Annotated in this window: 13 protein-coding genes; 2 read left to right on the plus strand and 11 right to left on the minus strand. The window is 52.7% G+C overall.

Annotation, left to right across the window (positions count from 1 at the left end; genetic code table 11):
- Positions 1–304: 304 nt before the first annotated feature.
- Positions 305–1,312 carry a tryptophan--tRNA ligase gene (gene trpS / locus ACE419_RS02695; protein ID WP_432646168.1) on the plus strand — a complete coding sequence of 336 codons (1,008 nt, stop codon included), beginning with the start codon at positions 305–307 and terminating at the stop codon, positions 1,310–1,312.
- Positions 1,313–1,406: 94 nt separating this feature from the next.
- Here trpS and ACE419_RS02700 read toward each other — a convergent pair whose 3' ends face one another.
- The 6 genes from ACE419_RS02700 to ACE419_RS02725 form a co-directional block, all read right to left on the minus strand.
- Positions 1,407–2,279, minus strand: a complete 873-nt coding sequence (locus ACE419_RS02700; protein WP_432646167.1) for a CoB--CoM heterodisulfide reductase iron-sulfur subunit B family protein — start codon at positions 2,277–2,279, stop codon at positions 1,407–1,409.
- Positions 2,280–2,282: 3 nt separating this feature from the next.
- Positions 2,283–3,230, minus strand: a complete 948-nt coding sequence (locus ACE419_RS02705; protein WP_432646166.1) for a succinate dehydrogenase/fumarate reductase iron-sulfur subunit — start codon at positions 3,228–3,230, stop codon at positions 2,283–2,285.
- 2 nt (positions 3,231–3,232) lie between these two features.
- Entirely contained in the window at positions 3,233–5,083 is a 1,851-nt protein-coding gene (locus ACE419_RS02710) for an FAD-dependent oxidoreductase (RefSeq protein ID WP_435720906.1), read from the minus strand.
- A gap of 165 nt (positions 5,084–5,248) precedes the next feature.
- Positions 5,249–6,154 carry a LysR family transcriptional regulator gene (locus tag ACE419_RS02715; protein ID WP_435720907.1) on the minus strand — a complete coding sequence of 302 codons (906 nt, stop codon included), beginning with the start codon at positions 6,152–6,154 and terminating at the stop codon, positions 5,249–5,251.
- 17 nt (positions 6,155–6,171) lie between these two features.
- Positions 6,172–7,164 carry an asparaginase gene (locus ACE419_RS02720; RefSeq protein WP_435720908.1) on the minus strand — a complete coding sequence of 331 codons (993 nt, stop codon included), beginning with the start codon at positions 7,162–7,164 and terminating at the stop codon, positions 6,172–6,174.
- Between the two features lie 257 nt (positions 7,165–7,421).
- Positions 7,422–8,387 carry a bile acid:sodium symporter family protein gene (locus tag ACE419_RS02725; protein WP_432646162.1) on the minus strand — a complete coding sequence of 322 codons (966 nt, stop codon included), beginning with the start codon at positions 8,385–8,387 and terminating at the stop codon, positions 7,422–7,424.
- Between the two features lie 199 nt (positions 8,388–8,586).
- On the opposite strand from ACE419_RS02725, the gene ACE419_RS02730 reads away from it, so the two are divergent.
- Positions 8,587–9,432 carry a helix-turn-helix domain-containing protein gene (locus ACE419_RS02730; RefSeq protein ID WP_435720909.1) on the plus strand — a complete coding sequence of 282 codons (846 nt, stop codon included), beginning with the start codon at positions 8,587–8,589 and terminating at the stop codon, positions 9,430–9,432.
- 6 nt (positions 9,433–9,438) lie between these two features.
- On the opposite strand, the gene ACE419_RS02735 is transcribed toward ACE419_RS02730, so the two are convergent.
- From ACE419_RS02735 to brnQ, 5 genes are all read right to left on the minus strand, one after another.
- Entirely contained in the window at positions 9,439–10,083 is a 645-nt protein-coding gene (locus tag ACE419_RS02735) for a YczE/YyaS/YitT family protein (RefSeq protein ID WP_432646160.1), read from the minus strand.
- Between the two features lie 176 nt (positions 10,084–10,259).
- On the minus strand, positions 10,260–12,509 hold the full coding sequence (locus ACE419_RS02740; protein ID WP_435720910.1) for an alpha-galactosidase: 2,250 nt from the start codon (positions 12,507–12,509) through the stop codon (positions 10,260–10,262).
- A 119-nt stretch (positions 12,510–12,628) separates the two neighbouring features.
- On the minus strand, positions 12,629–13,489 hold the full coding sequence (locus ACE419_RS02745; protein ID WP_435720911.1) for an HAD hydrolase family protein: 861 nt from the start codon (positions 13,487–13,489) through the stop codon (positions 12,629–12,631).
- A gap of 48 nt (positions 13,490–13,537) precedes the next feature.
- Complete coding sequence (locus ACE419_RS02750; protein ID WP_435720912.1) at positions 13,538–13,894, minus strand: nitrous oxide-stimulated promoter family protein; 357 nt, start codon at positions 13,892–13,894, stop codon at positions 13,538–13,540.
- Positions 13,895–14,135: 241 nt separating this feature from the next.
- Complete coding sequence (brnQ, locus tag ACE419_RS02755) at positions 14,136–15,482, minus strand: branched-chain amino acid transport system II carrier protein (protein ID WP_432646156.1); 1,347 nt, start codon at positions 15,480–15,482, stop codon at positions 14,136–14,138.
- Positions 15,483–15,695: the final 213 nt, after the last annotated feature.

Consider the following 15,695-nt stretch of genomic DNA (forward strand, 5'->3'; position numbering starts at 1 on the left):
AAGATAACGTCTGATATGGGCCGACAGAGAGTCCGGGAAGCTGAGAGCCGGATGGAATCCAGTCTGACAAATGGATCGCTGAGGGCACACTGAACGTCTTTAAAAGATTAGTAGGCTGTGACGCAAGGCACGCGTCAGTTGCCGGGAGCATGTTTGTGCTCCGCAAAGTGCATGGCTTCGCCATGAAACAGGGTGGCACCGCGAAATTTTCGTCCCTGACAGTAATCTGATACTGTCAGGGACTTTTGTTTTCCTGACAGACCGCAAACTTTTGACTCTTGAACTCTTGAAAGGAAGCTTTATCATGGAAAACGAAGCAAAGAAAATCATCCTCTCGGGCATTCAGCCGACCGGCGTCTTCACGCTCGGCAATTACCTCGGCGCTGTCCGCAGCTGGAAAAAAATGCAGGAGGAGTATCAGTGCTATTATTTCATCGCCGACCTGCATTCCCTGACCATCCACATTGACCCAGTCAAGCGCCGTCAGCAGACACGCGAGGCCTTCGCGCTGCTGCTCGCCTGCGGCATTGACCCCGAAAAAAGCCTCGTCTTCGTGCAGAGCCACAATAAATGCCATGCCGAGATGGGCTGGATCATGGACTGCTGCTCCCAGTTCGGCGAGCTCTCGCGCATGACGCAGTTCAAGGATAAGAGTGCGAAACATCCGGACAACATCAATGCCGGCCTCTTCACGTACCCGGCCTTGATGGCCGGCGATATTCTTCTGTATCAGGCCGACTATGTTCCAGTCGGTGCCGACCAGACGCAGCATCTTGAGTTCACGCGCGACGTCGCCACGCGCTTCAATCACACGTATGGCGAAGTCTTCAAGCTGCCGGAAGGCTACTTCCCGAAGGCCGGTGCGCGCGTCATGAGCCTGCAGGACCCGACGAGCAAGATGAGCAAGTCCGACACGAACCCGAAGGCCACGATTTCCATTCTCGACGACGAAAAGACCATCCTCAAGAAATTCAAGAGTGCCGTCACGGACAGCGAAGCCAGCGTCCATTTTGACGCTGAGAACAAACCGGGTGTCAGCAACCTCATGACGATCTACTCCGCCGTCACGGGCAAAACCATGGAGGAAATCGAAGCCGAATTTGCCGGCAAGGGATACGGCGACTTCAAAGCTGCCGTCGGTCAGGCCGTAGCAGATGAGCTCCGCCCAATCCGCGAAGACTTCGCCCGCCTCATGCAGGACCGCGCTTACCTCGAAGAAGAGATGAGAAAAGGCGCCGAACGCGCAACTTATATCGCCAACAAGACGCTGACGAAAGTCAAAAAACGCGTTGGCCTGCTGCTTGAAAAATAAGCAAATCGAAAAGACGAATATCATATATTATAAAGAAGGCAAGTTCCTGAAACCTTTGGAACTTGCCTTCTTTTATATGCTTGTTTCTTTATACTCAGCCGAGTTTCAATTTTTCCTGAGCCGAGACATGGCGGTCAAAGCCGATGTCCTTCTTGCTCATGCCAAGAGCGAGACCGACGAGCTGCTGCAGGTGCAGAACAGGCAGATAGGCCTGCGACTGCACAGCCGTGCGGCCTTCCGGCTCATACATATCAAGCTGCATCTGGCAGAGCGGACACGGCGTGACGATGAGTTCGGCATGGGCGCGGTCCGCACTGTCGACAATCTGCCCCGTGACCGTCAGGACATCGTGCTCCGCGGCCAGCTGTGCGTGGAAACCGCAGCATTTGCGGCTTTTATCGAACCAGACGGGGTTGCCGCCGAGACGGCGCACAAGACGTTCGAGGGATTCCGGATACTTGCCGTCCTCATGACCCATGATGTTCTGCGGGCGCAGAATATGGCAGCCATAGTAGGCCGCAACTCTCGTGCCATCGAGGCCTTTCGACCCTGCCAGTTTATCCATGAAAAGTTCCGGATGGTCATCGAGCACCCAGAGAAAATGCGTGATTTCGCTCGTGCCCTGATATTCATAAGGATGACCGGCTTCCTTGAGAATCGCGTTGACTTTGTCCTTAAGGTCCTTATCGTGGTCGAGGCGGTATTTGGCTGTGCGCAGCTGCAGCGTGCAGGTATTGCAGACCGTGAGGATGGGCAGACCCATGTGCTCGGCAATCGAGATATTGCGCGCATTGACGGCCAGAGCCGCGAGGTCGTTGACGCCCTGTGCATGCGAGGCGCCGCAGCACGTCCAGTTCGGGATTTCCTCGAGCTCGATATCAATGGCCTCGCACACTTTCTGCATAGAGGTATAGGCTTCGGCCGCTGCCCCCTTGAGGACGCAGCCCGGGAAAAATGCAAATTTCATCGCTTACTCCTCCTCTTTCTCAGCAGCTTTGACAATGGCCGCAATCGTCTTGATTTCCGGGTTGACTGGATGTTTTTCGAGCGGATTCATCTTGCCGACGCGCATGAGACGCAGGGCCATCGGCGCGCGCAGGCCGGCGAGGAAGAAGCCCTCCGACTTGATGTTGAGCTTCGACTCATCGAGTGTGCCGGATTCCGAGATATCGTCGTAAATCGCCTTGGCGTGGCGGGCACCGACATTGTCATCGAGATGATATTTAAACGTCGCTGCCTTGAGCTTTTCAATGGCACCGGCCGGGTCGAGTCCCTTCGGGCATTTGGCCGTGCATTCCTGACAGTTGAAGCAGCGCCAGAGGCCGGCATCGAGCACGGCCTTCAGGTGTTCTTCGGGGTCCTTGTCGCGCGAATCCGCCGTGATGCGCTCTGCTTTGACAAAGGCAAACGGGTCTAAGAAATCCTTTTGATTCAAGGTGTTCTTATTGCACTCCGAGACGCACGAGCCGCAGAGGATGCAGCCGGCATATTTCTTGTACTTATCAAAATCAGCCGGCGACTGACGGCAGCCATCTTCCGCACTGAATTCTGCCTTCGGATGAACGACAGGCTTGACTTTCTTGATGCGCGCATATTTCGGGTCCCAATCGACGATGAGGTCGCGGATGACGCGGAAATTGCCCAACGGCTGAATCGTGAGCGTGTCCGTCTGATAACGTGCCAAAAGGTCCGATACAAGCTTCTCGCACGAAAGCTCGGCATTGCCGTTGACGCGCACGGCGCAGGCGCCGCAGATGCTCGACCGGCAGGAGCACGTAAAGGAAAGAGAGGGGTCCTGATGCTCCTTGATGGCAATCAAGGCTTCGAGCACCGTCATGCCCTTCGTGACTTCGATTTTATAATCCTGCACCCATTTGCGCCCTTCTACGAAGCGATGGATTCTGAGTGTTGCAGCCATGATCAATACTTCCTTTCCTTCGGCTCATATTTCGTGACGACCACATCCTGGTATTCAAAGCGGTACTTGCCGTCTTCCTTGAAGACCATCGTATGCTTGAGGAAATTCTTGTCATCGCGTTTTGGATAATCGCGGCGCGTATGGGCTCCGCGGCTCTCCTTGCGGGCAATGGCGCCCTGTACGATGGCCTGTGAAATCTGCAGCAGATTGCCGAGTTCGACGTACTGCTCATAGGCCGTATTGTAGACATGCGAATTGTCGCCGACGTAGCATTCCTGATAATCCTGCTCGAGTTTTGCAAGTTCCTGTGCCGCCGCTTCAAGGTCCGGACCATTGCGGAAAACACCGGCCTTGAACCACATCGTCTGGACCATGTCGTCACGGATTTCCGGCACCGTGCGGTTGCCGAGGTGGGCACGCGAGGTGACTTCGTCAAAGGAATCGAGCCATTTCGTGCAGTCTTTCGTCAGCTGCTCCTGACTGCCTTCGTATTTATGCGCCTTGGCATAAGCCGAAGCACCGTCGCCGGCCGTATGGCCGAAGACGAGAACCTCGGAAAGGGAATTGGCGCCGAGGCGGTTGGCACCATGGACCGAGACACAGCTGCATTCACCGGCCGTGTAGATGCCCGGCACGCGCGTCTCGCCCGTGTGGAAGTCCTTCATCTCGAGGCCGCCCATCGAATAATGGCAGGTCGGACTGATGAGGACCGGCTCCTTCGTGATGTCAACGCCGGCAAAGCGCAGGGAAAGGTCTGCGACCTGACCGAGGCGTTCGTGGATGCGTTCTGCCGGAATTTTGGTGAAATCGAGGTAAATGCCGGCCGTGATGCCTTCGCCGATGCCGCGGCCCTGCTCGATTTCCGTCGCAATGGCACGTGCGACGATATCGCGCGTGGCAAGCTCCATCTTTTCCGGTGCGTATTTCTGCATGAAGCGCTCCCCGTCCTTATTGATGAGCAGGGCACCTTCTGCACGGCTCGATTCCGAAAGCAGCACGCCGTTGACCGACAGCCCCGTAGGATGGAACTGCACCATCTCAGGGTCCTTGAACGGAATGCCGACATTCATGCCGGCTACGATGCCGTCCCCCGTGGAGCTGTAAGGGTTTGACGTGCGGACCCAGTAAGCACGGCCATAACCGCCCGTCGCGATGACGATGGTCTTCGCGGGGATGCCGATGATGTGGCCGCTGCGCATATCCATGGCAATGACGCCGGCGAGCTTATCCTTGTTCTCACCGGCCATCGAAATCTCGAGCATCTGGCATTCGGAAATGAAGTCGATGTCATGGGCGAGGCACTGCTCAAAGAGCGTATGCACCATGGCATGGCCGGCACGGTCCTCAAAATAAGCGGCACGCGCATGGGCATGACCGCCCATCTTGCGCTGATGGAAATGGCCGTCGGCCTGACGGTTGTACGGATACCCCATATAATCCATCTCGTAGATGTTCTTGCCGGCACGTTCGACGAAATACTCGACAGCATCTTGGTCGCAGAGATAGTCACCGCCCTTGATGGTATCAAAGGCATGGGACTCAAAGCTGTCATTCGGGTCCGTGACCCCCGTGACGCCGTTCATGCCGCCCTGTGCCATCGTCGAAGCCGAGCGCGTCGGCACGAGCTTCGTCAGCACAGCGACCTTGAGGTCCTTGTTTTCTGCTGCCGCCAGAGCCGCGCGCATCCCTGCGCCGCCGCTGCCGATAATCAGGACATCGTATGTGACATCACCTGTGCGGACTTTTTCTGGAATATTTTTGCCATTCCACGTGAAATATGAACCTGCTGCCAAAACGACACCAGCCGCTGCCACACCTTTGATAAAAGTACGGCGCGAAATTTCCTTCGACATGGCTTTCCCCTCCTATAATTACCATTTGCTCTCGTTCTTTATAAATGCTTCTTTATATTTATAAGTTCCTTCTATTGTACATGAAATACAGCTATAGGGAAAATATATTCTGCTTATAGCACTTATTCAAGAATCAAATAAGCTGTAATTTGAGGGGCTATCTCATCACTCCATGCGCAGGAATTCGACGAATTTCTGTGCCGCCAAAGAAAGATGCCGACGCTTGCTGTAGACTGCCAGCAGTTCCCGCTCGGCGACTTCTTCTTCCAGCTCAAAAAAGACAGCTTCCTCGCGCCAGCGCCAGCTGCGCACGAGCATATCCGTCACCAAAGTCGCCCCGAGCCCCGAGGCACAAAGTTCCGCGGCCTCAATAATGCTGTTCGCCTCAAAGATGACATGAGGTTCTGCCCCCGTTTCTATGCAAAGTTTATCAAAGACATCGGCCATCTGACGAAAAGGCTGCAGCTTGATAAAAGGTTCGTCGGACAGCTCGGCAAAGGAAATACGCGGCAGCACCGCAGGATTTTCCGACTTTCTTGCGGCCAAAGGATGTGTTTTGGGCACTGCCAGCAAAATACGTTCGCGGCAGAGCGGAATGGATATGAGGTCACGGCGGCCGGAAGTCCCATAGAGCAGGGCAAAGTCAACATCCCCGGAAGCGGCGTATTCTTCCAAGGTACGGACAGGTGCTTCGCGGACAGACAAATGGATGCCCGGATACTGCTGATGAAAAGCCACTAAGGGTTTTATCAAAAAACAGGCCGAACGCGTGCGCGAACTGCCAATAGTCAGGCTGCCTGTCCGCAGTTCCGAAAGGTCTGCGACTTCCTGTACCAACGATTTCTGTATCCTTAAAATCTCTCTGGCCTGACGTACATAGATTTTCCCCGCCGGCGTCAAGGTAAGCGGGGTCTGGCTGCGGTCAAAAAGACGCACCCCGAGTTCCGTCTCGACCTTCTTGATGCATTGGGAAAGAGATGGCTGCGAGATATAGAGATGCTTTGCCGCCGCAGAAAACGTGCCATCCTTCGCCACCTGCAGGATGCTGCGCCATTCGTGTTCATCAATCATAAAGTATGCATGTTCCTTCAATATATAGAATAGAATTTACGGATTTCCTCTTTGTCTGTTGTCTGCAGCAAAGCGAGCTGCAGCAAAATACGTGCTTTCTGAGGATTCAGTGTGTCGCTTCCGATAAAGCCATGTTCTTCGTACGAGGTCTCGGCCTTCGTGACGCGGCCGGCAGCGCTGCGCGTGCTGCGCACGACAATGACGCCCTTCCTGACAGCCTCAGCGAGTTCTTTTTCCACGCGCACAGGGATGCTGCCGTTGCCCATGCCGGCATAGACGATGCCCTTTACGCCGCCCTGTACGGCAGCATCGACGAGGAAGCCATCATCGTCAGCATGAGCATAGAGAATGGCGACACGCGGCAATGATGCAGTTCCCTGTACAGAAAAGGCACTTGCTTTCGTGTGGCGGCGCAAAGGCTGCCGATAAAATATGGGCTCACCGTCCTGCACGGTCCCCAAGGCCCCCATGTCCGGCGACTGGAAAGTGTCGAGCGACGTCGTATGCGTCTTGACGGCCTCACGGGCACTTTCAATTGTGCCGTTCATGACAATGAGCACGCCTTTGCCGCGTGACTCATCAGATACAGCCACCCGTACAGCCTGCAAAAGATTCATCGGACCGTCCGCACTGACAGCCGTCGCGGGACGCATGGCACCGGTCAGCATAATCGGTTTATCGCTGTGCACGGCAAGATGCAGGAAATAGCCTGTCTCCTCCATCGTATCCGTGCCATGCGTGATGACGATGCCATCAATCTCATCATTTGCCAGCAGTTCCTCGCAGCGATTGGCCAAATGCAGCCATACATCCGCCGTCATATCCTTGCTGTCAAGCGCGGCCAGCTGCTCCCCCTGTACCTCTGCAAACTCCTTGAGCTCAGGCACGGCCTGCAGAAGTTCCTCAATGCCGATGGCCCCTGCCTGATAGCCCGTAGTCGCCGTCTCGGAAGCCGCCCAGCCCGCAATGGTCCCGCCTGTCGCGAGGATATAAATACGTTTTTTCGTCATGATATGCCCCTTTTCCATGTCCTGTCAGCCCGTTCGCTTGGCAGCTGACATTTATTTTATCCATTTGCTTCTATTATATAGTATAATCTCATAGTGCATACCGGAACAAGGAAAAAGCCCTCTGATCCGCAAGATACATGACGCACCCTGCACATCAGAAGGCTTTCCTGACTTCGGTGAAATTATAATATCGATATCTTATCGATGATTTTACAAATTATAGGGTAATTTATCAATAGGTGAGATGAAACAATTCATCAGGCCTCAGCGGCCGGCTCCTTTTCCTGTGCCTTTTCCTTCGTCATGCGGCGGGCGAGGTAGTTGGCTGCGAGCGAACCGGAGATGTTATGCCAGACACTGAAGATGGCACCCGGGATAGCAGCTGCGGCGCCGAAATGCATCATGGCAAGGGACGTAGCAAGACCGGAGTTCTGCATGCCGACTTCGATGGAAATTGCCTTGACTTTGGCGATATCCATGCGCAGGGCCTTGGCGATACCAAAACCAAGAGCATAGCCAAGCAAATTATGCAGCATGACAACGAGCATGATGAGAGCACCCGTTTCCATGATGCGCTGCGAGCTGACGGCAACAACGCCGCCGACAATCAGGACAATAGCGACAACCGAGATGAGCGGCAGGAGTTTGACGTATTTCTGTACGAAATTGCCAAACAGCGTATTGACGATGATGCCGCCGACAATCGGCACAATGACGACTTTGACGATGGACATCATCATGGCCGAAAGGGAAATATCAACCCAGGCACCTGCAAGCCACCATGTCAGAAGCGGCGTGACAATCGGTGCAAGAATCGTCGTCGTCATCGTCATGGAAACAGACAGCGCGACATCGCCGCGTGCCAGATACGTCATGACGTTCGAGGAAGTACCGCCCGGGCAGGTACCAACGAGGATGACACCTGCGGCAAGTTCCGGCGGCAGGCCAAAGCCCTTGGCCAAGAGCCATGCCAGAGCCGGCATGATTGTGAACTGGGCCAGAGCACCGACAAGAACATCTTTCGGACGCTGGAACACCAGCCTAAAATCACGCAGACGCAGCGTCGTGCCCATGCCGAACATGACGATGCCGAGCAGAATGGCAATCTGCGGCGCAGCCCATTTAAACGTCCACGGCTGGAACAGGGCAACGACGGCAACAAGAATGACGAACACCGCCATATACTTTGATATGAATCCACTGAGTTTTTCTAAAAACCTCATAAATCCCGTCCCCTTTCAATAATTTCGATTCTCTGTTTCGGTAGATTGTTTACAATGATACAACTCAAAATGGAGAATGTCAATGGATTTTGTGAAATTTTCCTGAATTTTGTCCTTGAGGAACGGATTGTTCGCGTTTGTTATTTTTTCGCGTATAATGATATAATGTATACAATTAAAACAGAAAGGAGCCCCGTCAATGGAAAATATGCAGTCTTTCAATATGCCATTTGATGAAACAGGCGATCTCTGCCTGACCACATTTGGCCATTCCGTGACGCAGCCAGGACATACCTACGGACCAGCTGTTCGTTCTTATTATCTGATTCACTTCATTCTCGCCGGCAAAGGAACTTTTACGGTCAATCAGCATACTTATCATCTGCATGCAGGTCAGGGTTTTCTCATTGAACCGGACTACCAGACCATTTATCAAAGTGACAAAAATGAGCCTTGGACTTATATATGGGCAGCTTTTAACGGCAAGCGTGCCAGTTCTGCGATAGCTTCTTTGGGACTCAGCCAAAACGAGCCTATTTTTTCCTGCACAAAGAAACAAGGGGACAAACTCGCGAACTATGTACGGGAGATGCTGGCAAACAACAGTTTTTCTCTTGCCGGTGTTTATTACCGGCTCGGTCTGCTCCTGCAGTTTCTTTCCGTACTGGCAGAAGCGCAGCGTGAGCTGCTGCCGCCAGCAGACAACAATATCTATATCACGCACATGACAAATTTCATCCGCACGCATATTGAAGATCCCTTCACCATACAGGATTTAGCGGACTATATGAACCTCAACCGCAGCTACGTCACGACGCTTTTTAAGAAATACCTGCATATTTCTCCACACGAATATATCCAGAACTGCCGCATTACCAAAGCCCAGCATCTTCTCGAATCCACCACTCTGCCAGTTGAAGCCATCGCCTTTTCCTGCGGCTACGCGAAAAGCGACTCCTTCTCCCGCGCTTTCCTGCGCAAAGTCGGCATGAGCCCAAAAGAATACCGCCGCCAACAGGGCAGCGGCAGTATCATAAAGAAATAGTACGGCTCAGGCTTCCACCGGCTGATGACGGCGGCGGCGCAGATGCCCCTGTAAGAGAGGCAGGGAAAAATGCTCCGTAAACCACTGTACGACAGGCCCCATGAAGAAGGCCGTGATGACCGTCCCAAGACCAATGTCTGCAGAAAGCAGAAAGCCAACGGCCACGCAGAAAACATCGGTTGCAACACGGCAGACGCGGAAGGAAGCCAGATGATAGCATTCGGACGCCATCAGGGCAACGGCATCATAGGCCGAGACGCCAAGATTGGCTACGTAGTAAAGCGAAGCACCAAAGCTCATGAGCAGGATATTGCCTGCCATGAGCAGGCAGCGCATGCCAAACGTCGGGTCCGGCAGCAGAAAATCAAGAAACGCATGTGCGGCATCCGCTGCAAAGCCCGTCAGAAACAAATTAATGAGCGTGGCAAAGCCGATATAGTGGCGCTTGAGAGCGATGACGCCAATCAGCATGATGCCGGTGAGAATCATATACCAGGTGCTGTATGTCGAAGAAAAAATATTGGCAATGCCCGTGACAAAACAAGTGAACGGGTCTGTCCCCATGGCTATTTTTTGAAAGACGCCGACGCTGGCACCGCAGATCATGACGCCGCTGACGGCCATGCATTTTCTTCTCATTGCTTTTTTCATTGGAAAATACCCCTTTGCTGCAAATATCGTGAATATATCAAAACCTGCAGGACTTGACGAAACGCCAGCTCCTGCAGGTTTTTCTTCTTCAAATCAACTAAGATTGTAGCCGTTTGGGTATGTTTTTTCCATCCATATCTGTTGGGTATTTACGGAAATTTGTTGGCAAAGTACATTTATTTGGCATTGAGGATAAACAGCCGCGACCAGAAGTCCGTGCAGTGTTTTCCCTCTTCATGACTCTGTTCACCTGCGGAGAAATCAGTCGTAACGAGACCCGCACGCATGAGTTCGGCGCCTGTGAACTGCCCCATTTCTTTCTTGTCGTCAATGCGGACATCGTATTCTGCCGCTTCGTCGAGACCGGCCAGTTTCATCAAGGTAAACGGCGTGCACGGATGCGAGAGAATCTTGTAATAGCCGACAATGGCCTGCTTTTTATCGTCCGAAACGACCATCCAGGCCGCGATATTGCCCGTGAACGGGTCCTTGAGACGGTAATACGTGCCCTGCTGAATGAGTCCGCGGTACTTCTTCATGAAATGAATCTGTTCCTTAACTTCCTCAAGTTCCTTGTCGGAGAGTTTATTGAGGTCGAGTTCATAACCGAAGGTGCCAAAGTAAGCGACATCACCGCGCAGTTTAAGACTCGTTTCGCGGAAGACCTGATGATTCGGCGTAATCGAGACATGCGAGCCCATGAACGACACAGGATAGGCATAGCTTGTGCCGTACTGGATGCGCAGGCGCTCACCGCCGTCGGAATCATCACTTGTCCAGCACTGCGGTGCATAGTAGAACATGCCCGGATCAAAGCGGCCGCCGCCCGAAGCGCACGACTCGAACAGGATATTCGGGAATTCGCTCGTCAGGCGTTCATAAAGAGCATAGACGCCCAAGATATAGCGATGGAAAATTTCGCCCTGATGTTCGGGGCCCCAGCCGGCCGAGCCGCATTCCGTGATGCTGCGGTTCATATCCCATTTAATGTAGTCAATATTGGCCGTGCTCAGAACTTTATAAATAGAATCATGGATGTAGTCGACGACTTCCGGACGCGAGAAATCGAGGACATACTGTTTGCGTCCATGCGAGCTGTGGCGTCCTGCCGTGTGCAAAATCCAGTCCGGATGCGCGCGGTAAAGCTCGCTGTCCTTATTGACCATCTCAAGCTCCACCCAGAGGCCAAATTTCATGCCGAGGTCATTGATGCGCTTCGAAAGCCCCGCAATGCCATTGGGCAGACGGTCCGTGTTTGGCCACCAGTCGCCGAGGCCGCTCGTCTCGCCGCAGCGCGTCGAGAACCAGCCGTCATCGAGCACGAAGAGCTCGACGCCGACTTCTTTTGCTTTTTTGGCAATCTTGACGAGCTTTTCTTCATCAAAGTCAAAATACGTTGCTTCCCAGTTGTTGATGAGAATCGGACGGACCTTATCGCGCCAGACACCGCGTGCAAGCCGTGTGCGGTAGAGCTTATGGAAGTTCTGGCTCATGCCGTTAAGGCCCTTGTCCGACCAGACCATGACAGCTTCCGGCGTCTGAAATGATTCGCCTTCTGCGAGATGCCAGCGGAACTCCTGTGGATGGATGCCCATCGTCACGCGCGTGACATCGAACGTATCGACCTCGGCCTGGGCGAGGAAATTGCCGCTGTAGACGAGCGAAAAGCCGATGGCTTCGCCCTGCATTTCGTCCGTCTGCGGACGCTTGAGCGCAATGAACGGATTGTGGACATGGCTTGACTGCCCGCGCAGGCTGCCGACTGACTGGATGCCAGGGCGCAGCTTCGTCACGACTTTCTGGCGTTCGCGGCCCCACCAGCCCGAAAACTGCATAAAATCGTAGTCGGCATCCGGCAGATCAAGCGAAAGGCTCATGGCCCGCGTGAGGTCAACGGCTTCCTGACCATGATTAACAAAATAAGCATTGCGTGCGATGGCATCGAAATCGCGAAAAATCGTATAAGAAAGCACGAGGTCCACGCCGATTTTCTCATCGTGCAGCGTGATTTTCAGCGTCTTCGCTTCTTCATCCGACTCGACATACGTGGCCGGCAGTCCCGGTAGTTTCGGTTTGCCTGCAGATATTTCCTGCGAGACATAACGGAAATCCGTGATATGGCTGCCGTCCTTCTGCGCGATTTCCACAGCGCCCTCACGGAAGTCCGTTGTGCCATAGGACGGATACTCCTGACGCATATGCTCGCGCGAAAAGCCGTATTCATTGTCAAAGACATAGGCCGTTGTCGGACGGTAATGCTCCGTATCGACAAAGTAGCCGTAGTCGCGTGTCTCCGGCAGACGGGCACCGAAGTAAAGCTGACCGAGCTGACCATCCCGCAGTACCTTCATGACATAGCTGATGCGGTCATTATACAGATGAAACTGTTTGCTTTCCGCATCAAAAGAGATTCCCGCATTTCCCATCAAAAAAACCTCCTAAATTCAAAGCATTTGTTATCGTTTCATTATGATATACTTCGATTTTAAGAGGTTTTATCCTTTTTTTCCATCCGCATCTGTTAACAATTAACGGATATTTGTTGTCACTTGCCCGTGATATCCTCAAAATGCTCCAGAAGCCAGACAAGCAGGTCATCTTCAGCAGCGCAGCCAACGAAATCAGCCGCTTCTTTCAATTTTTCATGAGCGTTGCCCGCAGCAATGCCGATATCTGCTTCTTCCAAAAGCTCTTGATCATTGAGATAGTCACCCAGGGCAATGATTTTCAAGCCGCGAAAAGCCGGCAGTCTGCGGATTTCCGACAGCATGGAGCCTTTGGAAACACCCTGCGCAACAAATTCGTGGTAATTGGCCTCCGAATAAAAATGATGTGAAAGAGCAGCTGTCCCCATATCTTCGGCCAGCTGCTCCAGACGGCGCAGATTTTCAGGCGTATCGCAGGCAAAAAACTTGAGCCAGGGCGTCCGCATGAGATTGGCCACCTCGCTGAGCGCACAATGACGGTATTTATAATATTCATGCGGCAGGCGCGGGTCATCGTTCTTCGGGTCGCTGATGATGTTGCAGTTATCCTCCGTGTAGACTTCTAAACAAGCCTCAGGGAAAAGTTCCAGGCATCTCTGTGCAAAGAGCGGCCAAATGGTCGGGTCGGGATGCCCATCTTCATCCCGAATGGCCGTCAGCGGTTTGGTCAGGATGACCTGCTTCTTCTGCCAGTCATACAGCATCGAGCCATTGAAAAAGACGCTCGGTGCCGTAATTGTCACACCTTCAAGATACCCAGCGGCCGCCTCCGGCGTGCGCCCCGTCGCAATGCCAAAATGACCGCCGCCCGCTGTAAAATCTGCTGCAGCCTTTTTATTGGCCTCAGACACCCGGCCGCCGCGCGGGATAATCGTGCCATCCAAATCACTGATAATCAAATAATCTTCATATGGTTTCATGTGATATACAAACCTCCAGCTGCCATGATACAAACAGCTTCTATTATATCACATATCGCAGTTCGTTTTTTCTTCCAGCCTTTTTGTCTGCCAGGTCAAAAACATATGATGAAGTGTCATCAAGGGATGATGCAGCAGCATGCAGGGACCGCCGTAGCGCATGACTTTCTGGATTTCTTCTCTTTTGGCCGGAGCATAGCAGTGGATGGGACAGACGCTGCAAAAGCTCTTGACTTCCATGCGCGGGCATTTCTCGATGCGCTCCACGGCATAAGCGGCCAGTGCCTGACACTCTGGACAGAGTTTTTCTCCGGGTTCCCGCCTATGATGATGTCCATGACAGTATATGCCAATAATGGTTTTGATCGTCTGCTGTTCCTGCCGGCGCTTTTTTTCTACATTCAAGCTGCTCCCTCTCTTCTATCTATTCTGTCGTTCGAATGCTCTTATCCACAGCATAGCAGAAAAAAAGAGACTGTGCGTTAACAATTGTTACGCACAATCTCCAAAGCAATTTGACTTTTCGCTGTTATCTGTGGATAAGTTGGAAAGCTGGTCACAACTTATCCACAGTTTTCACAGGATTTATCCACGAAAACTGTGGATAAATCGAATTCAGTCAAGGACGATTGTCCCTTTTTCCTCTTTATTTTCGCAGAGACCTCTCCGACTCTGCCGGTGCTTTCTGAAAACATGACGCCACGAATCCCAAAAATGCACCGCAGACAGCCGGCAGAACCCACCCCATCGTCAGTTTGTAAAACGGCAGGTACGCAATCAAAAACTGGTTGAGCTGATGAAAATGAATTCCTGCAGCATTAAGTCCGTCAATCAGCGCAAAAACGAGCGTCAGATTCAAAGCATAATGATAAATGGATTTCCGCCAGCCGATAAAGCGGTCAAACAGGGAAATCACCACAAAGACAATGACAAGCGGATAGATTGTCACAAGGAACGGCACGGCCAGGGCAATGATCTGCGTCAGGCCCACATTGGAGACCGCAAAGCTGAACAAGGTGAAAATCAGAAGCAGGCGCTCGTAAGAAATCTTGTTCCGGAAGAGTTTGTTAAAGAACCACGAACCGCCCGAGAGCATGCCGCAGCTCGTCGTCAGGCACGCGAGGATGATGATGGCTGCTAACAGGCCGTTGCCCGCCTTGCCGAAGAAGATGGTAACGGCACTTGCCAAAAGCTGGCCGCCATTAGGCGAATGACCGAGAATCATCGCACTCGTCGCACCGAGGTACGCTAACGAACCATAAACACAGGACATCAGTGCGACCGTGATAAGACCTGCGAGCAGGCAGATGCGCCCAATCTCGCGGTTATCTGTAACCCCGCGCATGCGCACAGCATTGACCACCAGTGTACCAATGGCCACAGAAGCAAGCAGATCCATGGTCTGATAGCCATCCTGAAAGCCCTGCGTAAACGGTGCATCGATGTAATTGCCCGTAGCCGGCAGGATTTCTCCCAAAGGCGAAACAAAAGCTTTGACAAAAAGCACGACCAGCACAACGAGCAGGATTGGCGTCAGCATCTTGCCAATGCGGTCAATGAGTTTATTCGGGTTCAGGGAGAGATAATATGTAGCACCAAAAAACAGCGCCGTATAAACAGCCTGTCCCAAAGTCAGCGAACTCTCTGACAGGAAGGGACGAATGCCAATCTCAAATGAGACAGCACCGGTACGCGGTACGGCAAAGACCGGACCAATGCAGAGGTACAGTACGACAAGCAGGGCCACGGCAAACCAGTGATACGTACGGCGATTGATGAGCTCAATGTATTTGCCGCCCTGCAGGGCAATCGCCGTAATGCCCAAAAGCGGCAGCCCGACGCCCGTAATCAAAAAACCGGCCATGGCGATGAGCGTATGGCTGCCGGCAGCCTGCCCCAGCGCCGGTGGAAAAATCAGATTGCCCGCGCCGAAGAAAATCGAGAACATCATGAACCCGATGGTGAGAATTTCACCCTTCTTGAATCGATGCATGAAAAACATCCTTCTTTCTATCTCCGTAAAATGTCCATGTAAGAAGAACACCTATGCTCAAAAAAAATTGGCCTTTCGGTAAGATACCTGCGAAAGCCACTGTTTTACACGGTTTTTCATTTTACGAACGTTCATTTAATGTGACAATTATATCATAGGATGTACATCAAATCAAGAGCATATGTCTCTTTGTAACATGACCTGTCCCCTTGG

Origin of the sequence: Mitsuokella apri, assembly GCF_047974105.1 — a bacterium.
GTDB lineage: Bacteria > Bacillota > Negativicutes > Selenomonadales > Selenomonadaceae > Mitsuokella.